17 protein-coding genes are annotated in these 19699 nt (G+C 73.8%); 12 read left to right on the top strand and 5 right to left on the bottom strand.

Annotated features, from left to right (window positions below; translation table 11 throughout):
• The first annotated feature begins 13 nt into the window (after positions 1-13).
• The gene (locus MXD57_RS16800; protein ID WP_250402268.1) at positions 14-832 is read left to right on the top strand and encodes a hypothetical protein; all 819 of its coding nucleotides are present in this window, start codon (positions 14-16) and stop codon (positions 830-832) included.
• 115 nt (positions 833-947) lie between these two features.
• On the opposite strand, the gene disA is transcribed toward MXD57_RS16800, so the two are convergent.
• Both disA and radA read right to left on the bottom strand, forming a co-directional pair.
• Positions 948-2072, bottom strand: a complete 1125-nt coding sequence (gene disA / locus MXD57_RS16795; protein WP_250402267.1) for a DNA integrity scanning diadenylate cyclase DisA — start codon at positions 2070-2072, stop codon at positions 948-950.
• An 81-nt stretch (positions 2073-2153) separates the two neighbouring features.
• Positions 2154-3563 carry a DNA repair protein RadA gene (gene radA, locus MXD57_RS16790; protein ID WP_250402266.1) on the bottom strand — a complete coding sequence of 470 codons (1410 nt, stop codon included), beginning with the start codon at positions 3561-3563 and terminating at the stop codon, positions 2154-2156.
• Positions 3564-3758: 195 nt separating this feature from the next.
• On the opposite strand from radA, the gene MXD57_RS16785 reads away from it, so the two are divergent.
• Complete coding sequence (locus MXD57_RS16785) at positions 3759-5438, top strand: BACON domain-containing protein (protein WP_250402265.1); 1680 nt, start codon at positions 3759-3761, stop codon at positions 5436-5438.
• Between the two features lie 225 nt (positions 5439-5663).
• Here MXD57_RS16785 and MXD57_RS16780 read toward each other — a convergent pair whose 3' ends face one another.
• Positions 5664-6491, bottom strand: a complete 828-nt coding sequence (locus tag MXD57_RS16780) for a hypothetical protein (RefSeq protein ID WP_250402264.1) — start codon at positions 6489-6491, stop codon at positions 5664-5666.
• Between the two features lie 71 nt (positions 6492-6562).
• On the opposite strand from MXD57_RS16780, the gene MXD57_RS16775 reads away from it, so the two are divergent.
• The 4 genes from MXD57_RS16775 to ilvD all read left to right on the top strand — a co-directional run bounded on the left by MXD57_RS16775 (position 6563) and on the right by ilvD (position 11106).
• A complete protein-coding gene (locus MXD57_RS16775) occupies positions 6563-7495 on the top strand; it encodes a Ppx/GppA phosphatase family protein (RefSeq protein ID WP_250402263.1) in 933 nt (310 codons plus the stop codon).
• A 166-nt stretch (positions 7496-7661) separates the two neighbouring features.
• A complete protein-coding gene (locus MXD57_RS16770) occupies positions 7662-8474 on the top strand; it encodes a sugar phosphate isomerase/epimerase family protein (protein WP_374114711.1) in 813 nt (270 codons plus the stop codon).
• Positions 8471-9076 carry a TetR/AcrR family transcriptional regulator gene (locus MXD57_RS16765; RefSeq protein WP_250402261.1) on the top strand — a complete coding sequence of 202 codons (606 nt, stop codon included), beginning with the start codon at positions 8471-8473 and terminating at the stop codon, positions 9074-9076. The genes MXD57_RS16770 and MXD57_RS16765 overlap by 4 nt, the downstream gene beginning before the upstream one ends.
• Positions 9077-9252: 176 nt before the next feature.
• Positions 9253-11106 carry a dihydroxy-acid dehydratase gene (gene ilvD / locus MXD57_RS16760; RefSeq protein ID WP_250402260.1) on the top strand — a complete coding sequence of 618 codons (1854 nt, stop codon included), beginning with the start codon at positions 9253-9255 and terminating at the stop codon, positions 11104-11106.
• 51 nt (positions 11107-11157) lie between these two features.
• Here the strand turns inward: ilvD and MXD57_RS16755 are convergent, their stop codons facing one another.
• Positions 11158-13299, bottom strand: a complete 2142-nt coding sequence (locus tag MXD57_RS16755; protein ID WP_250402259.1) for a serine/threonine-protein kinase — start codon at positions 13297-13299, stop codon at positions 11158-11160.
• 183 nt (positions 13300-13482) lie between these two features.
• Here MXD57_RS16755 and MXD57_RS16750 point away from each other — a divergent pair, with 183 nt between their 5' ends.
• The 6 genes from MXD57_RS16750 (at position 13483) to proC (ending at position 18008) form a co-directional block, all read left to right on the top strand.
• Positions 13483-13797 (top strand): SH3 domain-containing protein, encoded by a 315-nt coding sequence (locus MXD57_RS16750; RefSeq protein ID WP_250402258.1) that lies wholly within the window; start codon positions 13483-13485, stop codon positions 13795-13797.
• Between the two features lie 45 nt (positions 13798-13842).
• Positions 13843-14367, top strand: a complete 525-nt coding sequence (locus MXD57_RS16745; protein ID WP_250402257.1) for an EamA/RhaT family transporter — start codon at positions 13843-13845, stop codon at positions 14365-14367.
• A gap of 86 nt (positions 14368-14453) precedes the next feature.
• Entirely contained in the window at positions 14454-15236 is a 783-nt protein-coding gene (locus MXD57_RS16740; protein WP_250402256.1) for a class I SAM-dependent methyltransferase, read from the top strand.
• Between the two features lie 120 nt (positions 15237-15356).
• A complete protein-coding gene (locus MXD57_RS16735) occupies positions 15357-16187 on the top strand; it encodes an ABC transporter ATP-binding protein (protein ID WP_374114710.1) in 831 nt (276 codons plus the stop codon).
• Complete coding sequence (locus MXD57_RS16730) at positions 16184-16963, top strand: ABC transporter permease (RefSeq protein WP_250402254.1); 780 nt, start codon at positions 16184-16186, stop codon at positions 16961-16963. The genes MXD57_RS16735 and MXD57_RS16730 overlap by 4 nt, the downstream gene beginning before the upstream one ends.
• A 232-nt stretch (positions 16964-17195) precedes the next feature.
• On the top strand, positions 17196-18008 hold the full coding sequence (proC, locus tag MXD57_RS16725) for a pyrroline-5-carboxylate reductase (RefSeq protein WP_250402253.1): 813 nt from the start codon (positions 17196-17198) through the stop codon (positions 18006-18008).
• 136 nt (positions 18009-18144) lie between these two features.
• On the opposite strand, the gene trpS is transcribed toward proC, so the two are convergent.
• Positions 18145-19170 (bottom strand): tryptophan--tRNA ligase, encoded by a 1026-nt coding sequence (gene trpS, locus MXD57_RS16720; RefSeq protein WP_250402252.1) that lies wholly within the window; start codon positions 19168-19170, stop codon positions 18145-18147.
• Positions 19171-19699: the final 529 nt, after the last annotated feature.

The raw sequence follows: 19699 nt of genomic DNA, 5'->3' as shown, positions 1-19699 counted from the left end.
TACAGTTTGCGCCGTGGGATCTCTGCGCAATCCGGTCGGGCCGCTTCCCTCCTCCATCTACTGGCGACGGAGGGTCCTCATGCTGTCCGTTCTCGCCCTGTTGGCACTGCTGGCCGCCTGGATCGTGACGTCGGGCGGCGGGGGCGGCAAGAACGGCGCCGACGGGCCGAACGGCAAGAATCCCGCGTCCACCATCACGCCGGGGCCCTCCTCGTCCGGACCGGCCTACAGCCAACACCCGGGCGGGCGCGACGAGTCCGGCGGCGGGGACACCGCAGGGAGCGGCTCCTCCCCGGGCGGCTCCGGCTCGGACGGCAAGGGCGGCTCCGGTTCGGCGGGCTCCGGAGACGGCTCCGGCGCGGGCGGTGGCTCGGCCGCGGAGGGCGGCGGGGTCGGCACCGGCGACGCGCTGCCCGCGTCGTCCTCGCTGCCCGACTGCGCGCCCGGCGCGCTCACGTTGACCCTGCGCAGCGTGCACAACTCCTACTCGCCGGACCAGACCCCGGAGTTCGAACTCGTCGCGAAGAACACCGGCTCCGGTGACTGCAAGGTCGACCTCGGGCCGAAGAAGGCGGTGCTGACCGTCACGCCCGCGGAGGGCGACGACGCGTACTGGTCCTCGGCCGACTGCCCGAAGGGCCCCGCCAGCCTGCTCTTCCGGGTCGGTGCGGGCCGGAGCATCACGTACACCGTGAAGTGGGACCGGAAGCCGAGTGCGCCGCAGTGCGCCACGCCTCCGGCGGGGACGGCGAAGACCGGGACGTATCTGCTGGAGGCCAAGGCGGCGGGGCTCGCCGAGGCGCAGGCCTCGTTCGTGCTGTCGGCCGACTGACACCTGCGCCGGCCGGCCCCGTTTGCGCCGGCCGGCCCGAGGGCGCCCACCCCAGCCGCGCGCGCCGCCGTGCCCGTGCCGCTCCGGCGGCACGGGTGCCGGCGGCCGGGGCCGGTCAGACGTAGCGCTCCAGGATCGACGACTCGGCCAGCCGGGACAGGCCCTCGCGGACGCTCCGCGCCCGGGCCTCGCCGACGCCGTCCACCGTCTGGAGGTCGTCCACGCTCGCGGCGAGCAGCTTCTGCAGGCCGCCGAAGTGCTCCACCAGGCGGTCGATGATCGCGCCCGGCAGCCTCGGCACCTTCGCCAGGAGACGGAAGCCGCGCGGGGACACCGCGGAGTCGAGCGTCTCGGGGGAGCCGGTGTAACCCAGCGCCCGCGCCACCGTGCCCATTTCGAGGAGTTCCGCGTGGGTCAGGGCGTCCAGCTCCGCGAGCGCCTCGTCCACCGTGCGGGACCGCTTCGCCGTGGGCTGGGGGACGTAGTCCCTGACGACCAGTTCGCGGTCGGGCTCCACACCGGCGATCAACTCCTCGAGCTGGAGCGCGAGGAGACGGCCGTCGGTGCCCAGTTCGACCACGTACTCGGCGATCTCGGTGGCGATCCGCCGGACCATCTCCAGGCGCTGGGCGACCGCCGAGACGTCCCGGACCGTCACCAGGTCCTCGATCTCCAGCGCCGACAGCGTGCCCGCGACCTCGTCCAGGCGCAGCTTGTACCGCTCCAGGGTGGCCAGGGCCTGGTTGGCGCGGGACAGGATCGCGGCGGAGTCCTCCAGGACGCGGCGCTGGCCGTCGACGTAGAGAGCGATCAGCCGCATGGACTGGGAGACCGAGACCACCGGGAAGCCGACCTGCTTGGAGACCCGGTCCGCGGTGCGGTGCCGGGTGCCGGTCTCCTCCGTCGGGATCGTCGGGTCCGGGACGAGCTGCACGCCGGCCCGCAGGATCTTCGACATGTCGGAGGAGAGCACGATGCCGCCGTCCAGCTTGCACAGCTCCCGCAGCCGCGTCGCGGCGAACTCCACGTCCAGCACGAAGCCGCCGGTGCACATCGCCTCGACGGTCTTGTCGGAGCCCAGGACGATGAGTCCGCCGGTGTTGCCGCGCAGCACCCGCTCCAGGCCGTCACGCAGCGGCGTGCCGGGAGCCACGGCGCTCAGCGAGGCACGCATCAGGCGATCGGAGCCGGCGCTCCCACCGGACTTTCCGGGAGCTGCTGCCCGGTCGTTGGCTGCCACTGCACTCCTCCGGTCGCAGGTTCTGGGGCGCTGCCGTCGTGCGCACTCGGTTCGTACGGACGGGCGAGACCTGGGCAAAGTCTACCGGCGGTCCTCCGCCTCCCGTGGGGCCTCTTGGCGACGGGAGCGCGGCAGCACCCGGAGCGCGTCCCCCATGTCGGCGACTTCCAGGACCTTCATCCCGGCCGGGACCCTTCCCGGATCACCCGGTACGAGCGCGTGCGTGAAGCCCAGCCGGTGTGCCTCGGAGAGCCTGCGCTGCACGCCCGTGACCCGTCTGACCTCGCCCGCGAGTCCCACCTCGCCGATGGCGACGAGATTCTTGGGCAGGGGGGTGTCGCTGGCGGCCGAGGCGAGCGCCAGGGCGATGGCCAGGTCGGCGGCGGGCTCCGAGAGCTTCACCCCGCCCACCGTCGCGGAGTAGATGTCCCGCTTGCCGAGCGCGCTGATCCGCCCGCGCTGCTCCAGCACCGCGAGCATCATCGACACCCGGGAGGTCTCCAGGCCCGAGGTGGTCCGGCGCGGAGAGGGGATCTGGGAGTCCACGGTCAGCGCCTGCACCTCCGCCACCAGCGGGCGGCGGCCCTCCAGGGTGACCGTCAGGCAGGTGCCCGGGACCGGTTCGGCGCGACGGGTCAGGAACAGTCCGCTCGGGTCGGCGAGACCCGTGATGCCCTCGTCGTGCAGTTCGAAGCAGCCGACCTCGTCCGTGGCGCCGTAGCGGTTCTTCACACCCCGGACGAGACGCAGCCGGGCGTGCCGGTCGCCCTCGAAGTGCAGGACGACGTCCACCAGATGCTCCAGCAGCCGGGGTCCGGCGATCGCGCCGTCCTTGGTGACATGGCCCACCAGCAGCGTGGACATGCCGCGCTCCTTGGAGGCGCGGATGAGGGCGCCGGCCACCTCCCGCACCTGGGCCATGCCGCCGGGCGCGCCGTCGATCTCGGGCGAGGCGACGGTCTGCACCGAGTCCAGGATCAGCAGCGACGGCTTCACCTCGTCCAAGTGGCCGAGGACCGCCGCCAGATCGGTCTCGGCGGCCAGGTACAGGTGGTCGTCGAGGGCGCCGATGCGGTCGGCGCGCAGCCGCACCTGGCTCGCCGACTCCTCACCGGTCACGTACAGGGTGCGGTGCTCGGCGCCGGCCGACTTGGCGGCGACGTCCAGCAGCAGGGTGGACTTGCCGACGCCGGGCTCGCCCGCGAGCAGGACCACCGCGCCGGGCACCAGACCGCCGCCGAGCACCCGGTCCAGCTCCGGCACGCCGGTCGTGCGGGCGGTGGCCTGCCGGCCGTCGACCTGGCCGATGGGCAGCGCAGAGCTGGTGACGCGGCCCGGCGCCGTCGTGCGGACCGCGGGCGCGCCGTACTCCTCGACCGTGCCCCAGGCCTGGCACTCCGGGCAGCGGCCGAGCCACTTGGCGGTCTGCCAGCCGCACTCGGTGCAGCGGTAGGACGGTCGGTCCTTGGTGGTCTTGGTACGGGCAGCCATGCCCAAACCGTAGCCCGCGGCACCGACAACGCCCCCGCGGGCCGCCCGGGAGCGGCCGGTATCGGTCACGACCGTCGGGTCCGGGTCGTGGAACGAAAGGTTCCTGTCCCCTTATGAGGGATCGTTTCACCCGTAAGAATTAAAAGAGCTCAAGGCGCCGGAAGGAGCACCGCGCCGCCGCCTACGGTCGCACGGGTGATGAGCAGCAGTCCGGAGACGACGACCCGCACCACCGGCGCACATCGGACGCACCGGGAGGCGCGCGACCGAGCCGCCGCGCGCACCCTCGCGCAGCGGTCGCAGACCCGCTACGAGCCGTACCTGGACGGTCTGTTCACCTACTGCCTGTCGGTGCTGTGCGACCACGACGCGGCCACCGCCGCCCTGGGGGACGTCCTGGCGCTGGCCGAGCGGCGCGGACAGCGCGTCCCGGAGGCCGTCGACCGGCGGGCCTGGCTGTACGCGCTGGCCCGCTGGGCGTGCCTGCGCGGGCTCGCCGAGGCCCGGCAGAGACGTCAGGCCACCCACGCCTCGGGCCGTCCGGCCGCCGCGAAGACGCAGTCCGAGCCGCCCGTGGCCCCGGAGGTCCTGGAGCAGCGGCGCGGTGAACTCTCCCTGCTCGCCTGGCCGGAGGCGGCCGGCACCTCGCCCGAACAGCGCGAGGCCCTGGAGCTCGCCGTCCGCCACCACCTGGAGGCGCGCGAGGTCGCCGCCGTGCTCGGCATGGCGCCCGCCGCCGCACGCGAGCTGCTGGCCTCCGCGGCCTGCGAGGTCGAGCGCACCCGCGCCGCGCTCGCCGTGGTCGAGACCGGCGGCTGCCCCAGCGTGGCCCACCTCACCGGTGACAGCCGGCTGGTCCTCAGCACCACCCTGCGCCGCGAGCTGGTCCGGCACGTCGACGACTGCCCCCGCTGCCGCCGCACCGCCGAGCGCGCCGTCCCCGGCCGCTGGCCCGGCGCCACGGTCACCCCGGCCGAGCTGCCGGTCCTGCCGGCGCCCCGCGCGGCGCTGCACGTCGCCCTCGCGCACCAGCCGCGCGCGCGTGGTGCGGGCGCGCCACGCTTCGACCGGCGCGGCTTCCCGATGGACCCGAAGGACCGCGCGGCCCGCCGCGACCGCCTCCGCGCGCGTGCCGTCACCACGACCGTCGTCGCCACCGTGGTCGCCGCCCCCGTACTGGCCCTGTGGGCCGCCTACCGGAGTGCTCCGGCCCCCGGCGAGGACGGCCGCCCGGGGGGACCCGCGAGCGAGGCGCAGGGCCCCGACGCGCTCGGCGGCGGCACCGGCAGCGGCTACGAGAACGCCGGGAACGCCCGGGTGAAGCCGTCCGGCGCCCCGGGCGGGAAGGGCGCGGCGGACGTCTCCGTGAGGGTCGTCGGCGTGGGCGGGGCCGGCAGGAAGGGCTCCGGGGACCTCGCGGTCGGCGCGCGCACCGACGGCGACACCACGCTGATCACGCTCACCGCGTCCGGCTCGGGGCCGGTCCGCTGGTCCGTGTCCACCTCCGCGTACTGGCTCTACTTCAGCCGGTCGGCGGGAACGCTCCGGCCCGGCGAGAGCTTCACGGTCAGGGTGCACGTGGACCGGCTGCGCGAGCCGTCCGGCCACTGGCACGCGCAGGTGGCCGTCGCACCGGCCGGTGCCGTGGTCACGATCGACGGCTACGGCGCCGTCCCCAGCGGACCCACGGCCCCGCCCTCGGCGCCCGCCCCCGATCCGAGCCCGTCGGTACCGGCCCACACCGACCCGCCATCCAGTCCGCCGCCCTCGCCCTCGGACCCGCCGTCCACCCCGGCCGATCCGACACCGTCCGACCCGCCGAGCGCGACCCCACCGCCCATCGACGACGGCGACCCGGACCCGTCGGACGGTTAGTGCTGTGACCGGAAAGGTTTGCCGGAAGGCTCGCGGCGTCCGGGACGCTCGCGACGGGCCCGCGCGCCGCGACGGGGCCCGCGAGCCCGGCACGACCCGAGGACGAGGCCCTGGGGGCTGTCGCGGAGGTCCGTCCCCGGCCCACCGGCCGGGGGCCCGCGGAGCTCGCGTCCCCCGCCGCCCGGCCCGCCCGGCGGGCGAACGACGGGACGTGCGCGACCGGACCTAGGAGCGCTCCGGATCCGCCGGGTGCGGTGCGACCAGGGGGAGCTGCGAGGCCAGCCGCCGCTCGCACAGCTCGGCCAGGCGGTCGTAGCCGGCCTTGCCCATCAGCTCGGTCAGCTCCGCCCGGTAGGAGACGTACACCGGCTCGCCCGCGCCGTGCGCCGACGTCGCCGAGGTGCACCACCAGTGCAGGTCGTGGCCGCCCGGGCCCCAGCCCCGGCGGTCGTACTCGCCGATCGACACCTGCAGCACGCGCGTGTCGTCCGGCCGCTCGATCCAGTCGAACGTCCGCCGGACCGGCAGTTGCCAGCAGACGTCCGGCTTGGTCTCCAGCGGCTCCCGCCCCTCCTTCAGGGCCAGGATGTGCAGCGAGCAGCCCGCGCCGCCCGCGAAGCCCGGACGGTTCTGGAAGATGCACGACCCCTGGAAGGGCCGGGTCTGCCGGGACCCCTCGTCGTCCTCGGAGGTCCAGCCGTTGCGGGTGCCCTCGTCGTGGTGCTGCCAGATCTCCGGCGTGAGCCTCGCCACGTGCTCGGCGACCCGCTTCTCGTCGTCCTCGTCGGAGAAGTGGGCGCCCAGCGAGCAGCACCCGTCGTCGGCGCGGCCCGCCTGGATGCCCTGGCAGCCGCTGCCGAAGATGCAGTTCCAGCGAGAGGTCAGCCATGTCAGATCGCAGCGGAAGACCTGCTCGTCGTCCGCCGGATCCGGAAACTCCACCCACGCGCGCGCGAAGTCGAGCCCCTTCTCGTCACTCACCTGCGGGGCCTTTCTGGGCGTCTTGCCGGACTTGGACGACTTGTCGTCCTTCGCCTTTTTCGTCTTTGGCACCCGTCCAGGGTAAGTGGCCCGGGGCCGCCACGGGGAACGAGGACGACCGATCTGGCAGTAGCGTTCCGTACATGAGACTCGGTGTCCTCGACGTGGGTTCGAACACGGTGCATCTGCTGGTGGTGGACGCCCACCCCGGCGCACGGCCGCTGCCCGCGCACTCGCACAAGGCCGACCTGCGGCTCGCCCAACTGCTCGACGACAGCGGTGCCATCGGCGACGACGGCGTCCACCAACTGGTCGACGTGGTCCGGGACGCGCTCCAGGCGGCCGAGGACAAGGGTGTCGAGGACCTGCTGCCGTTCGCGACCTCCGCCGTCCGGGAGGCCACCAACGCCGACGCCGTCCTCACGCGCGTGGAGGAGGAGACCGGGGTACGACTCCAGGTGCTCACCGGCGCGGAGGAGGCCCGGCTCACCTTCCTCGCCGTCCGCCGCTGGTTCGGCTGGTCCGCCGGCAGGCTGCTGGTCCTGGACATCGGCGGCGGCTCCCTGGAGATCGCCTACGGCATGGACGAGGAGCCGGACGCCGCGGTCTCCCTGCCGCTCGGCGCCGGCCGGCTGACCGCCGGCTGGCTGCCCGGCGATCCGCCCGGACCCGACGCGGTGCGTGCCCTGCGCCGCCACGTCCGCACGGAGATCGCCCGCACCGTGGGTGAGTTCAGCCGGCTGGGCGCCCCCGACCACGTGGTCGCCACCTCCAAGACCTTCAAGCAGCTCGCCCGTATCGCCGGCGCCGCCCGCAGCGCGGACGGCCTCTACGTCCAGCGCGAACTCAAGCGGGAGTCCCTGGAGGCCTGGGTGCCCCGGCTCTCCGGGATGACCGCCGAGCAGCGCGGCGAACTCCCGGGCGTCTCGGAGGGCAGGGCCGGCCAGCTCCTCGCCGGCGCCCTGGTGGCCGAGGGCGCCATGGACCTGTTCGGCGTGGAGAGCCTGGAGATATGCCCCTGGGCGCTGCGCGAGGGCGTCATCCTCCGCCGTCTCGACCACATGGGCTCCGACTGAGTGCCCGTCGGACTGAGTGCCCAAGGGGTGCGGAGCCGTATCCGCACCTGCCGGAGCCGCGTGCGCGTGCGGCTCCGGCACGCCGTGCAACAGGGCGGATGGCAAAGCTCACAATGGCGAACCGGCACCCCGCGTCCGGGCCGCCCGACCCCGTAAGGTGACGGACGTGGCTGAACCAAGGGACGTAAAGGTCGCCCTGTCGACGGCCTCGGTGTACCCGGAGTCGACGGCGACGGCCTTCGAGATCGCCGCGCGCGTCGGCTACGACGGCGTCGAGGTCATGGTGTGGACCGACCCGGTGAGCCAGGACATCGAGGCGCTGCGCCGGCTGTCCGACCACCACGGCGTCCCGATACTCGCCGTGCACGCCCCCTGCCTGCTGATCACCCAGCGCGTCTGGTCCACCGACCCCTGGGTGAAGCTCCAGCGGGCCCGTTCGGCCGCCGAGCGGCTGGGCGCCGACACCGTCGTCGTCCACCCGCCCTTCCGCTGGCAGCGGCAGTACGCCCGCGACTTCGTCACCGGGGTGTGGCGGATGGCCGACGAGACGGACGTGCGGTTCGCCGTCGAGAACATGTACCCGTGGCGCTACCGCGACCGCGAGATGCTGGCCTACGCCCCCGACTGGGACGTCACCAAGGACGACTACCGGCACTTCACGATCGACCTCAGCCACACCGCCACGGCCCGTGCGGACGCGCTCGCCATGATCGACCGCATGGGCGACCGGCTGGGCCACGTCCACCTCGCCGACGGCCGCGGATCCGCCAAGGACGAGCACCTGGTCCCCGGCCGCGGTACCCAGCCCTGCGCCGAACTGCTGGAGCGGCTCACCCGCACCGGCTTCGACGGCCACGTCGTGATCGAGGTCAACACCCGGCGGGCGATGTCCGGCGCCGAGCGCGAGGCCGACCTCGCCGAGGCCCTGGCCTTCACCCGGCAGCACCTCGGCTCCGCCGTGCGGGTGCCCCGGCGATGACCGGCACCACCTCGCGCCGAAGGGGTCGGCCCCCGCGCACCGAGTCCGCCGGCACCCGCGAGCGCATCCTCGCCGCCGCCCGCGAGGAGTTCTCCGAGCGCGGCTACGAGAAGACGTCCGTGCGCGGCATCGCCAAGGCCGCCGGGGTCGACTCGGCCCTGGTCCACCACTACTTCGGCACCAAGGAGCAGATCTTCGAGGCGTCCATCGAGGTCGCCTTCGCGCCCGCGCTCGAAGCGCCCGGCGTGATCACCGACGTGCCGCTGACCGAGGTCGGCGAGCGGCTGACCCGCTTCGTCCTCGGTGTCTGGGAGAACCCCACGACCCGTACGCCGCTGCTCGCGATCCTCCGCTCCGCCGTGAACAACGAGACCGCGGCGGCCGTCTTCCGCCGCCTGGTCGCGTCCCAGCTCCTGCGCCGCGTGGCCGCCCAGGTGGACCTGCCGGACCCGGAGCTGCGCGCCGAGCTGGCCGCCGCGCAGCTCGTCGGGACCGCCATGATGCGCTACGTGATCAAGCTCGAGCCGCTGGCGTCGGCGGACCTGGAGCAGATCATCGCGCGGGTCGCGCCCGTGGTGCAGCGCCACCTGACCCAGCCCTGACACCCGGGCCCGGCCCACCACCGTGCCCCCGCCCCGCCCGGCCCCGGTCCCGGCTTCCGCGGCCGTGAAACACGTGTCCCGCATTCCGGACATGCTTGTCCATCCCTTGGAGCGGCGGCGTACGCTCGGAGAAGCCAGAACCCTCTGGCGGTAGGTCTTCGAAGGAGCGAGCGACGATGCCCGAGCTGAGGTCCCGCACAGTCACCCACGGCCGCAACATGGCGGGCGCCCGCGCCCTTATGCGCGCCTCCGGTGTACCCGGTGCGGACATCGGCCGGAAGCCGGTCATCGCCGTCGCCAACTCCTTCACCGAGTTCGTGCCGGGCCACACCCACCTCCAGCCGGTCGGCCGGATCGTCAGCGAGGCGATCAAGGAGGCGGGCGGCATCCCGCGCGAGTTCAACACGATCGCCGTGGACGACGGCATCGCCATGGGCCACGGCGGCATGCTCTACTCCCTGCCCTCCCGCGACCTGATCGCCGACTCGGTGGAGTACATGGTGGAGGCCCACTGCGCCGACGCCCTGGTCTGCATCTCCAACTGCGACAAGATCACCCCGGGCATGCTGATGGCGGCCCTGCGCCTGAACATCCCGACGGTGTTCGTCTCCGGCGGCCCGATGGAGTCCGGCCGGGCCACGCTGGTCGACGGCACGGTGCGGACCCTGGACCTGGTCGACGCGATCTCCGACGCCGTCAACGACACGATCTCCGACGAGGACATCCTCCGCATCGAGGAGAACGCCTGTCCGACCTGCGGAAGCTGTTCCGGCATGTTCACCGCCAACTCGATGAACTGCCTGACCGAGGCCATCGGCCTCTCGCTGCCCGGCAACGGCTCGGTCCTCGCCACCCACACCGCCCGCCGCGCCCTCTACGAGAACGCGGCCCGCACGGTCATGGACCTCACCCGCCGCTACTACGAGCAGGACGACGACACCGTCCTGCCGCTCAGCATCGCCACCTTCCGGGCCTTCGAGAACGCCATGGCCCTGGACATCGCGATGGGCGGTTCCACCAACACGATCCTGCACCTGCTGGCCGCCGCCCAGGAGGCGGGCGTCGCCTTCGGCCTGGAGGAGATCGACGCCGTCTCCCGGCGCGTCCCCTGCCTCGCCAAGGTCGCGCCCAACGTCGCGAAGAACCGCACCTACTACATGGAGGACGTGCACCGCGCGGGCGGCATCCCCGCCCTCCTCGGCGAACTGCACCGCGGCGGCCTGCTCAACGAGGACGTCCACGCCGTCCACAGTCCCTCCCTGTCCGACTGGCTGAAGACCTGGGACGTCCGCGGCGGCTCCCCGTCGCCCGAGGCCGTGGAGCTGTGGCACGCGGCCCCCGGCTGCGTCCGCTCCGCCGAGGCCTTCTCCCAGTCCGAGCGCTGGGAGGCCCTGGACGACGACGCCGAGGGCGGCTGCATCCGCTCCGTCGAGCACGCGTACTCCAAGGACGGCGGCCTCGCGGTCCTCACGGGCAACCTGGCCGTCGACGGCTGCGTGGTGAAGACCGCCGGCGTCGACGAGTCGATCTGGACCTTCGAGGGCCCGGCGGTGGTCTGCGAGTCGCAGGAGGAGGCCGTCCAGCGGATCCTCACCCATGAGGTCAAGGACGGCGACGTCGTCGTGATCCGCTACGAGGGCCCCAAGGGCGGCCCCGGCATGCAGGAGATGCTCTACCCGACCTCGTACCTGAAGGGCCGCGGCCTGGGCAAGACCTGCGCCCTGATCACCGACGGCCGCTTCTCCGGCGGCACGTCGGGTCTGTCCATCGGCCACGCCTCGCCGGAGGCGGCGTCCGGCGGCACCATCGCCCTGGTCCGGGACGGCGACCGCATCCGCATCGACATCCCGAACCGCACGATCGAGCTGCTGGTCGACGAGGCGGAGCTGGCCCGGCGCGACCAGGCGCTGGGCGGCGTGTACGCCCCGAAGGACCGCGACCGCAAGGTCTCCGCCGCGCTGCGCGCCTACGCGGCCATGGCGACCAGCGCCGACAAGGGCGCGGTGCGCGACGTGAGCAGGCTGGGCTGACCCGGGGTCCCGTACGGGGCCGCGTCCGTCCGGGCGCGGTCCCGCTCCTGTTCACCAGGCCGAGGGATCCTTCGCGGGCACGGTGAACACGGTGCCGTCGGGGGCGGTGGCGTGGACGCGCGGGCCGACGAGGAGCGGGGCGGGCAGTGCGGCGGCGACGGTGTCCGCGTTCCGGCCGAGCCGGGGCGGCGTCTGCCCCACCAGGCGCCCGTCGCGCGCGTCGACGGCGATCAGCCGTCCGTCGGGCGCGCTGAAGAAGACGTGGTCGGCGGAGGAGACCGGTGCCGAACCACGGCTCACGGCCGTCTCCAGGTGCCACAGCCGCCGGCCCGCACCCGGGTCCACGGCGTCCAGCGAGCCGCCGGCCGCCAGGATGTGCACCACACCGCCGTGCACGTCCGCCTGCGGCGCCACCCGCCGCACGGGCAGCGCGACCCGGCGCACCGACCGCGACGTGGGCGAGTAGCGCACGGCACCGGTCGCGTCCCCCGTGGCCGGATCGACGGCCAGCAGGTAGAGCGCGCCGCCCTCACTGCCGACGACCCGCAGCGAGCCCGTCAGCCGCGCCTTCCACCGGACGGCACCGGAGCCCGGGTCGAGGGCGGTGATCAGCGTGTCCGCCCCGTCCGCCGAGGTCCCGGCCGCGTAGGCCAGGGGGTCACCGCCGGGGAGGGTCAGCGACGGGGTGTCCCGCTCGGAGACCTCGAGCCGCCACGCGCGTGCTCCCGAGGACACCGACGACCCCGTGACCGTCCCGTCGGTGCCGGTCACCAGGAGCGTTCCGCCGCCGAACCGCGCCGCCGCGTTCGCGGGCAGGTCCCGCTGCCACCGGGGCCGTCCCGAGGCGGGGTCGAGCGCCGCCACCCGGCGGCCGCCGTCCACCGGCACCAGGAGCAGGTCGTCCGCGAGGGCCGGCGCCCCGGCCGCCGGTTCCCCGGGGACCGCGTGCCGCCACCGCAGCGTGCCGTTCGCCGGGTCGAGGGCGAACGCCACGCCGGCCCGGACGCACAGCAACCTCCCGTCCCCGTGGACGCAGCGCGGCATCCCGGAGCCCTCGCCCGCCGGCTTCGCCTGCCACGAGGCGACGGGAGCGGCAGCGGCCGGCGCGCCCGTCGACCGGGCGACCGGGGTGCCGGCGTCCCCCGGGCGCAGTGGCCCGGCGAGCACGCCGCCCAGCACGACGGCCAGCACCCCGGCGGCCAGGGCCGCCCGCCTGCCGGACCGAAACCGCGACCCGGACCCGGACGCACGCCCGGACCCGGACCCGGACGCGGACGCGGGCCCCGGCTCCGCGGCGGCGGACCCGGGCGACGGGGTGCCGTCGCCGGCCCGCTGCGCGGGTATGAACGCCTGGGTGTCGTACGAGGCGGCCACCGACCGCAGTTCCCGCATCAGCTCGTCCGGCGTCGGCCGGTCCCCCGGTTCCTTCGCCAGACAGCGCAGCAGCAGCGGCGCCAGGCTCTCCGGCACCCCGGTCAGATCCGGCTCGTCGTGCACCACCTGGTACGCGACGACATAAGGACTGTCCGAGTCGAACGGCCCACGGCCGGTGGCCGCGTGCACCAGCACCGACCCGAGGGCGAAGATGTCCGCCGCCGGGCCGACCTCCCGGGGGCGCCGGAACTGCTCGGGCGCCATGAACGGCGGCGTCCCGATCAACTTGCCCGTCTCGGTCCGCAGTTCGCTGTCCTTCGGCCGGGAGATGCCGAAGTCGATGACCTTCGGCCCGTCCTCGGCGAGCAGGACGTTGCTCGGCTTGAGGTCCCGGTGCACGACGCCCACCCGGTGGATGTCCCGCAGCGCCTCCGCCAGTCCGGCCATCAGGCGCCGAAGCTGCGCCGGCGGCATGGGCCCGTCCCGCTTGACGTGGCCCGAGAGGGTCGGGCCGGGTATGAACAGCGTGGCCATCCAGGGCCGTTCGGCGTCCGGGTCGGCGTCCACGACCGGAGCCGTGAAGGCGCCGCTCACCCGGCGGGCCGCGGCCACCTCCTGCCGGAATCGCCCCCGGAACTCCCGGTCCCTGGCGTACGCGGCGTGCACGACCTTCACCGCGAGCCTCAGTCCGGAGTCGCTGCGGGCCAGATGGACGACGCCCATGCCGCCGGAGCCCAGACACGACTCCAGGCGGTACTGGCCGGCGTACTCCGGAAGTTCCGCTTCCGCGCCGGCTCCGGTGCTGCGCTGCGGCGCCATGGACCACCCCCGTGCTTTTCGTCCGTGCGCGCGACGCACGGAGCCTAGTCGATGACTCGTACGAGACCGAGGCGGCTTGCTAGCCTCCGCGTGCGAGTCGCGTGCCCGGGTCCCGGGAGGCGGCGCGCGCTGCAACGCAGGGGACCCCATCGCTGTCATGGGGCTCAACGGGGGAGGACTGTCATGTCCGTCGACCACACCGACGCGTCCACGAGCGGCCGGCACGACGCGCCGGCGGCGGCGGCCGCCGTACGCACGTACCCGGTCGCCCCGGGTGTCCGGCTGAACGTACGAAGCGGTCCCGGCACCGGCTACGGAATCGTCCGGGTCCTGTCCGAGGGTGCCAGCGTCCCCATCTTCTGCCAGACGCCCGGCACCAGCGTGTCGGGCCCGTACGGCACCTCGAAGCTCTGGGACAACATCAACAACGGCGAGTTCGTCTCCGACGCCTACGTGTACACCGGCCGCGACGGATACGTGGCCTCCCGCTGCTCCTGACGACCCCGCCCGGAGCCCGCCGGCGTCCGGAGCCATAATCGTCCCGTGAGCGACGAAACCGGCACCCCGGAGGACCAGGCGGGCTCCGCGCGCGGCGAGGCCGAGGGCGGCGGACCCCGCCCCGAACCCCTCCGCTTCTTCGGCACCTCCTGGGTGGACCACGACCACGGGTACGCGGCCCGCCGGGCCGCCGTGGCGGCCGGCTCCCTGGCCGCGGCCGTCGTCTCCTGCCTGGTGCTGCGCTTCGCCTACGACGGCCTGCAGATCGCCGGCACCGGCGCCTTCGTGACCGTACTGATCATCGCCATGTTCGCCATCTGCAGCGCGCTGGCCTTCCGCAACACCTGGGAGGGGTTCGGCCGCCGCCACGACCCCCAGCGGCAGGCGTCGCTGCGCGGCCTGCTCGCCATCGGCTTCGTCGGCTCCCTGCTGGCCTACTTCCTCCGCGCCCTCGCCGAGGCCCCGGGCGAGAAACTGCACCGCGAGGAGTACGACAAGGCCCGTGAGGAGTACCAGCGCCGGTCCTCCCGGCGCACGGGCGACCCGTCGAAGCGCAAGCGCCGCCGCTGACGCGGGGCGGGCGGCGCGGCTCGCCGCCACCGCGCGGTCGTGAACCCGCTCGTGTCCATGTCCCCGGCGGTGGACAGCATGGTGGTATGACCACGCCCCACACCGCCGAGCCGGCGCGCGGCACGCGCGCCCACTCCTTCAACGCCGCGGCCGCCCAGTACGCGGCGAACCGTCCCTCCTATCCGCCGGCCCTCCTGGACGCCGTGGAGGAACTGGCCGGGCGGCCCCTGGCCGGCGCCCGGGTGGTGGACGTCGGCGCCGGAACCGGTATCGCCACCGCCCTGCTGCGCGCCCGGGGAGCCGACGTCCTCGCGGTCGAACCGGGCGAGGGCATGGCCGCCGAGTTCCGCCGCGTCCTGCCGGACGTCCCGATCGTGCGGGGCGACGGCAACGCCCTGCCGGTCGCCGACGCCCACGCCGATCTCCTCACCTACGCCCAGGCCTGGCACTGGACCGATCCCGCCCGGGCGGTGCCGGAGGCGCTGCGGGTACTGCGTCCGGGCGGGGCGCTGGCGCTGTGGTGGAACACCGACGCCGTCGACGTCGAGTGGATCGCCGAGTCCGCCGAGCGGACCGCCCGCTTCCTCGGTGTCGACATCCCCGCCGAGAAGCGCGGCGCGGGCGAGCGAGTGCGGGCCGACCCCACCGGGCGCCTCCGCTTCACCCGCCGGGACATCCGGTGGAGCCGCCGCGTGCCGCTCGACACCCACCTCGCCAACATCGGCAGCCACTCCGCGTTCCTGGTCGCCCCGGCGGAGCGCAGGGACGCCTTCCTCGCCGAGGAGCGCGGCCATCTGCTGAAGGTCTTCCCGGACGGCGTCGTCGAGGAGACGTACGAGGTGCTCCTGCTCGTCGCCACCAGGACCTGACACCACATCACCGACGGGACGAAGGCGGCGGCCGGTGCACACCGGCCGCCGCCTTCGTCCTCGGGCACGCGTGAACACGCCCCTTGACGGAACCCGTCCACCGGGGCAACTATTCATCACGTGATGAATTATGTGCCCGATCCGCCCCAGCACACGGCACCGGACGCCGTCCGCGCCGACGGCCTCACCGTCGTCCGTGGCTCCCGCACCGTCCTGCGCCGCCTCTCCTTCACCGTCGCGCGCGGCCGGATCACCGGCCTGCTCGGCCCGTCCGGCTGCGGCAAATCCACCCTCATGCGCTCCATCGTGGCCACCCAGGCCAACGTCTCCGGCACCCTCGACGTCCTCGGCCGTCCCGCCGGACACCCCACCCTGCGCAGCCGCATCGGCTACGTCACCCAGGCCCCCTCCGTCTACGACGACCTGACCGTCCGCCAGAACCTGGACTACTTCGCCTCGGTCCTCGACCCCGGCCGCGCCAAGGCCGACCGCCGCGACGACGTCCGCCGCGTCCTCGGCGACGTCGACCTCACCACCCACGCGGACGCGCTCGCCGGCAACCTCTCCGGCGGCCAGCGCAGCCGCGTCTCCCTCGCCGTCGCCCTTCTCGGCACCCCCGAACTCCTCGTCCTGGACGAGCCGACGGTCGGTCTCGACCCCGTCCTGCGGCGCGACCTGTGGAACCTCTTCCACGCCCTCGTCGCCGAGCGGGGCGTCACCCTCCTCGTCTCCTCCCACGTCATGGACGAGGCCGAACGCTGCCACCGGCTGCTCCTGATGCGCGACGGCCGGATCCTGGCCGGCGGCACCTCCGGGCCGGAGGCCGGGGGAGACACGCCGGACGCCCTGCGCGCCCGTACCGGCACCGACACCGTCGAGGCCGCCTTCCTCCGCCTGGTGGACCAAGCCGCCGCCGCGGACGCGGAACGCACCGAGGAGACCACCCGATGAGCACGACGTCCCCGGCGGCCCCCGCCCCGACCGGCGCGTTCAGCGCCGCCCGCACCACCGCCACCGCGGCCCGCGTCCTGCGCCAGCTCCGGCACGACCCGCGGACCATCGCGCTGATGATCCTCGTCCCCTGCCTGATGCTGGTCCTGCTGCGCTACGTCTTCGACGCCAGCCCCCGCACCTTCGACAACATCGGCGCCTCGCTGCTCGGCATCTTCCCGCTGATCACCATGTTCCTGGTCACCTCGATCGCCACCCTGCGCGAACGCACCTCGGGCACCCTCGAACGACTCCTCGCCATGCCCCTGGGCAAAGCGGACCTCATCGCCGGCTACGCGCTCGCCTTCGGTGCCGTCGCCGTCGTCCAGTCCGCGCTCGCCACCGGCCTCGCGCTCTGGGGCCTGGGCCTGGACGTCACCGGCTCGGCCTGGCTGCTCCTGCTCGTCGCACTCCTCGACGCCCTGCTCGGCACGGCCCTCGGTCTCTTCGTCTCGGCCTTCGCGGCCTCCGAGTTCCAGGCGGTCCAGTTCATGCCGGCGGTGATCTTTCCCCAGCTCCTGCTCTGCGGGCTCTTCACGCCCCGCTCCGACATGCACCCCGCCCTGGAGGCCGTCTCGGACGTCCTGCCCATGTCGTACGCCGTCGACGGCATGAACGAGATCCTGCACCACACCGACATGACCGCCACGTTCGTACGCGACGTGCTGATCGTGGCCGGCTGCGCGGTCCTGGTCCTGGCCCTGGGCGCGGCGACCCTGCGACGGCGGACCGCGTAGGGCCTCTCGCCGGGCTCGTGCCGGGCTCACCGACCCCGGTGCCGTGCCTCGCCGCGTCGTCGTGGCCCGCCACGGCGCCCTTCCGCGCCCCGCGACGCACGGCACCGGACCCCGGCTCCCCGAACCGGCCCCGTCCGACGGCGGACCGCGCAGCCGGCCGGGGGACGCGGCCCGTGTTCCGCCAGCCGGACAGGGGCCCGTACCCACCCGCCCCGGTGCGAGACTGAGCCGCATGAGCCAGAAAGTCGCAGTCCTCGGCACCGGCAAGATCGGCGAAGCCCTGCTCAGCGGGATGATCCGGGCCGGCTGGGCCCCCGACGACCTCCTGGTGACCGCCCGCCGCCCCGAGCGCGCCGAAGAACTCCGCGCCCGCCACGGAGTCACCCCGGTCACCAACACCGAGGCCGCCAAGACCGCAGACACCCTGATCCTCACGGTCAAGCCGCAGGACATGGGCGCCCTCCTGGACGAACTCGCCCCGCACCTTTCCCCCGACCGCCTGGTCATCAGCGGCGCGGCCGGCATCCCCACGTCCTTCTTCGAGGAGCGCCTCGCCGCCGGCACCCCGGTCGTCCGCGTCATGACGAACACCCCCGCCCTCGTCGACGAGGCGATGTCCGTCATCTCCGCCGGCAGCCACGCCGGGGAGGCCCATCTCGCGCACGCCGAGGAGATCTTCGGCGGCGTCGGCAAGACGCTGCGTGTGCCCGAGACCCAGCAGGACGCCTGCACCGCGCTGTCCGGCTCCGGCCCGGCGTACTTCTTCTACCTGGTCGAGGCCATGACCGACGCCGGCATCCTGCTCGGTCTGCCCCGCGACAAGGCCCACGACCTCATCGTCCAGTCCGCCATCGGCGCCGCGGTGATGCTCCGCGACAGCGGCGAGCACCCGGTCAGGCTGCGCGAGAACGTGACCTCTCCGGCCGGTACGACGATCAACGCCATCCGCGAGCTGGAGAACCACGGCGTGCGCGCCGCCCTCATCGCCGCCCTGGAGGCCGCCCGCGACCGGAGCCGCGAGCTGGCCTCCGGCAAGAAGGACTGACCCGGGCGGAGTCCCCCGCACGGTGGCCGGACACCGGCTTGCCTCCACCGCTCCGGGGCCCGGCACCAGGGCCCGTTCCGGGAGTCCCGCCCGCCCCGCGAGCGGCCGGCGGGACTCCCGGCACCAGGGTCTGCTCTCAGCGGACCGGGTCCGGCACGGGCGCGGACACGGCCGGCACGAGCCCGATCGCCCGGTGCACGGCGTCGACGGTCGGCCGCGCCATCGCCCGGGCCTTCTCCGCGCCCCGGCGCAGCACCCCTTCCACGTACGAGGGGTCCGCGCACAGCTCCCGGTGCCTGGCCCGGATCGGCCCGAGCACCTCCACCACGGCCTCCGCGGTGTCCTTCTTCAGGGCGCCGTAGGAGGCGTAGTCACCGGCCAGCGCCTTCGGGTCCCCGCCCGTGCACGCCGCGAGGATCTCCAGCAGGTTCGCCACCCCGGGCCGCGCCTCCCGGTCGTACTCCACGTCCCGGCCGCTGTCGGTCACGGCCCGCATGACCTTCCTGCGCACCACGGCCGGCTCGTCGAGCAGATGGACGATGCCCGGCCCGGAGTCGTCCGACTTCCCCATCTTCGACGTCGGGTCCTGGAGGTTCATGACCCGAGCGGCCACCACCGGAGGAGTGGCCCTCGGCACCACGAACGTGTGCCCGTAGCGCTGGTTGAACCGCACCGCCAGGTCCCGCGTCAGCTCGACGTGCTGCGTCTGGTCCTCGCCGACCGGCACCTCGTCGGCCCCGTAGGCCAGGATGTCCGCGGCCATCAGCACCGGATACGTCAGCAGCGACAGCCGCACGCTCCCGCCTCGCTCGCGTTCGCGCGGCGCCTTCTCCTTGTACTGGATCATGCGGCGCATCTCGCCGTCCGTCGCCACGCACTCCAGCAGGTACGACAGACGCGTGTGCTCGTCGACGTGGCTCTGCAGGAACACCGTGCACAGCTCGGGATCCAGCCCCGACGCGAGCAGCAGCGTCGCCGCCTGGCGGCTCAGTCTGAGCACCCGTGCCGGATCGTGCTCCACCGTCAGCGCGTGCAGGTCGACGACGCAGAACAGGGCGTCGGACCTGTGCTGGTCCACCTCCGCCCAGCGCCGCACGGCTCCCAGGTAGTTCCCCAGGGTCAGATGCCCGGTCGGTTTGATCCCGCTGAAGACCCGTGCCATCTCGGCTCCATCTCCTGATCGAGACCGCCGTCCCGGCCGGCCGGCCCCCGGAGCCCTGGAGCAGACACGAGAACGGCCGCCGAAGCGGCGGCCGTTGAGTGCATACGTGAGTCGGCCGCCGTCAGGCGGCCCACCAGGACTGGGTACACGTACGCGTGGTCATGTCGGCAGCGTACGCCGCTCGCGTGCTCAGCGGGGGCGGTTTGACACGCCCCCAGCCCGTACGTAGTGTTCTCCGAGTTGTCCGACGTGAGCGCCGACCCCGGTCGGTCCCCGGACAGCCATTCCGCAGGTACCACTCACTTCACCGACGTTCCGCGTCGGCTGATTCGGCGTGCGTATTCGCGAAATGAGGAATCCGCGTTCGAAAGGACGCAGCCCCCGATTAGCTCGGGAGCGAGGAATCCGCTAAAGTCTCACTCGTCGGAACGGCCCAACAGCCGCGAAGACAAACCCCGCTGACCGGGGATCAGACGCCGAAAGGATCTGATAGAGTCGGAACCGCCGGAAAGGGAAACGCGAGAGCGGA

The organism is Streptomyces cellostaticus, from assembly GCF_023630175.1.
Classification (GTDB): Bacteria; Actinomycetota; Actinomycetes; order Streptomycetales; family Streptomycetaceae; genus Streptomyces; species Streptomyces cellostaticus_A.
The sequence above is the reverse complement of the archived record's forward strand: the minus strand, read 5'-3'. Positions and strand labels throughout refer to the sequence as shown.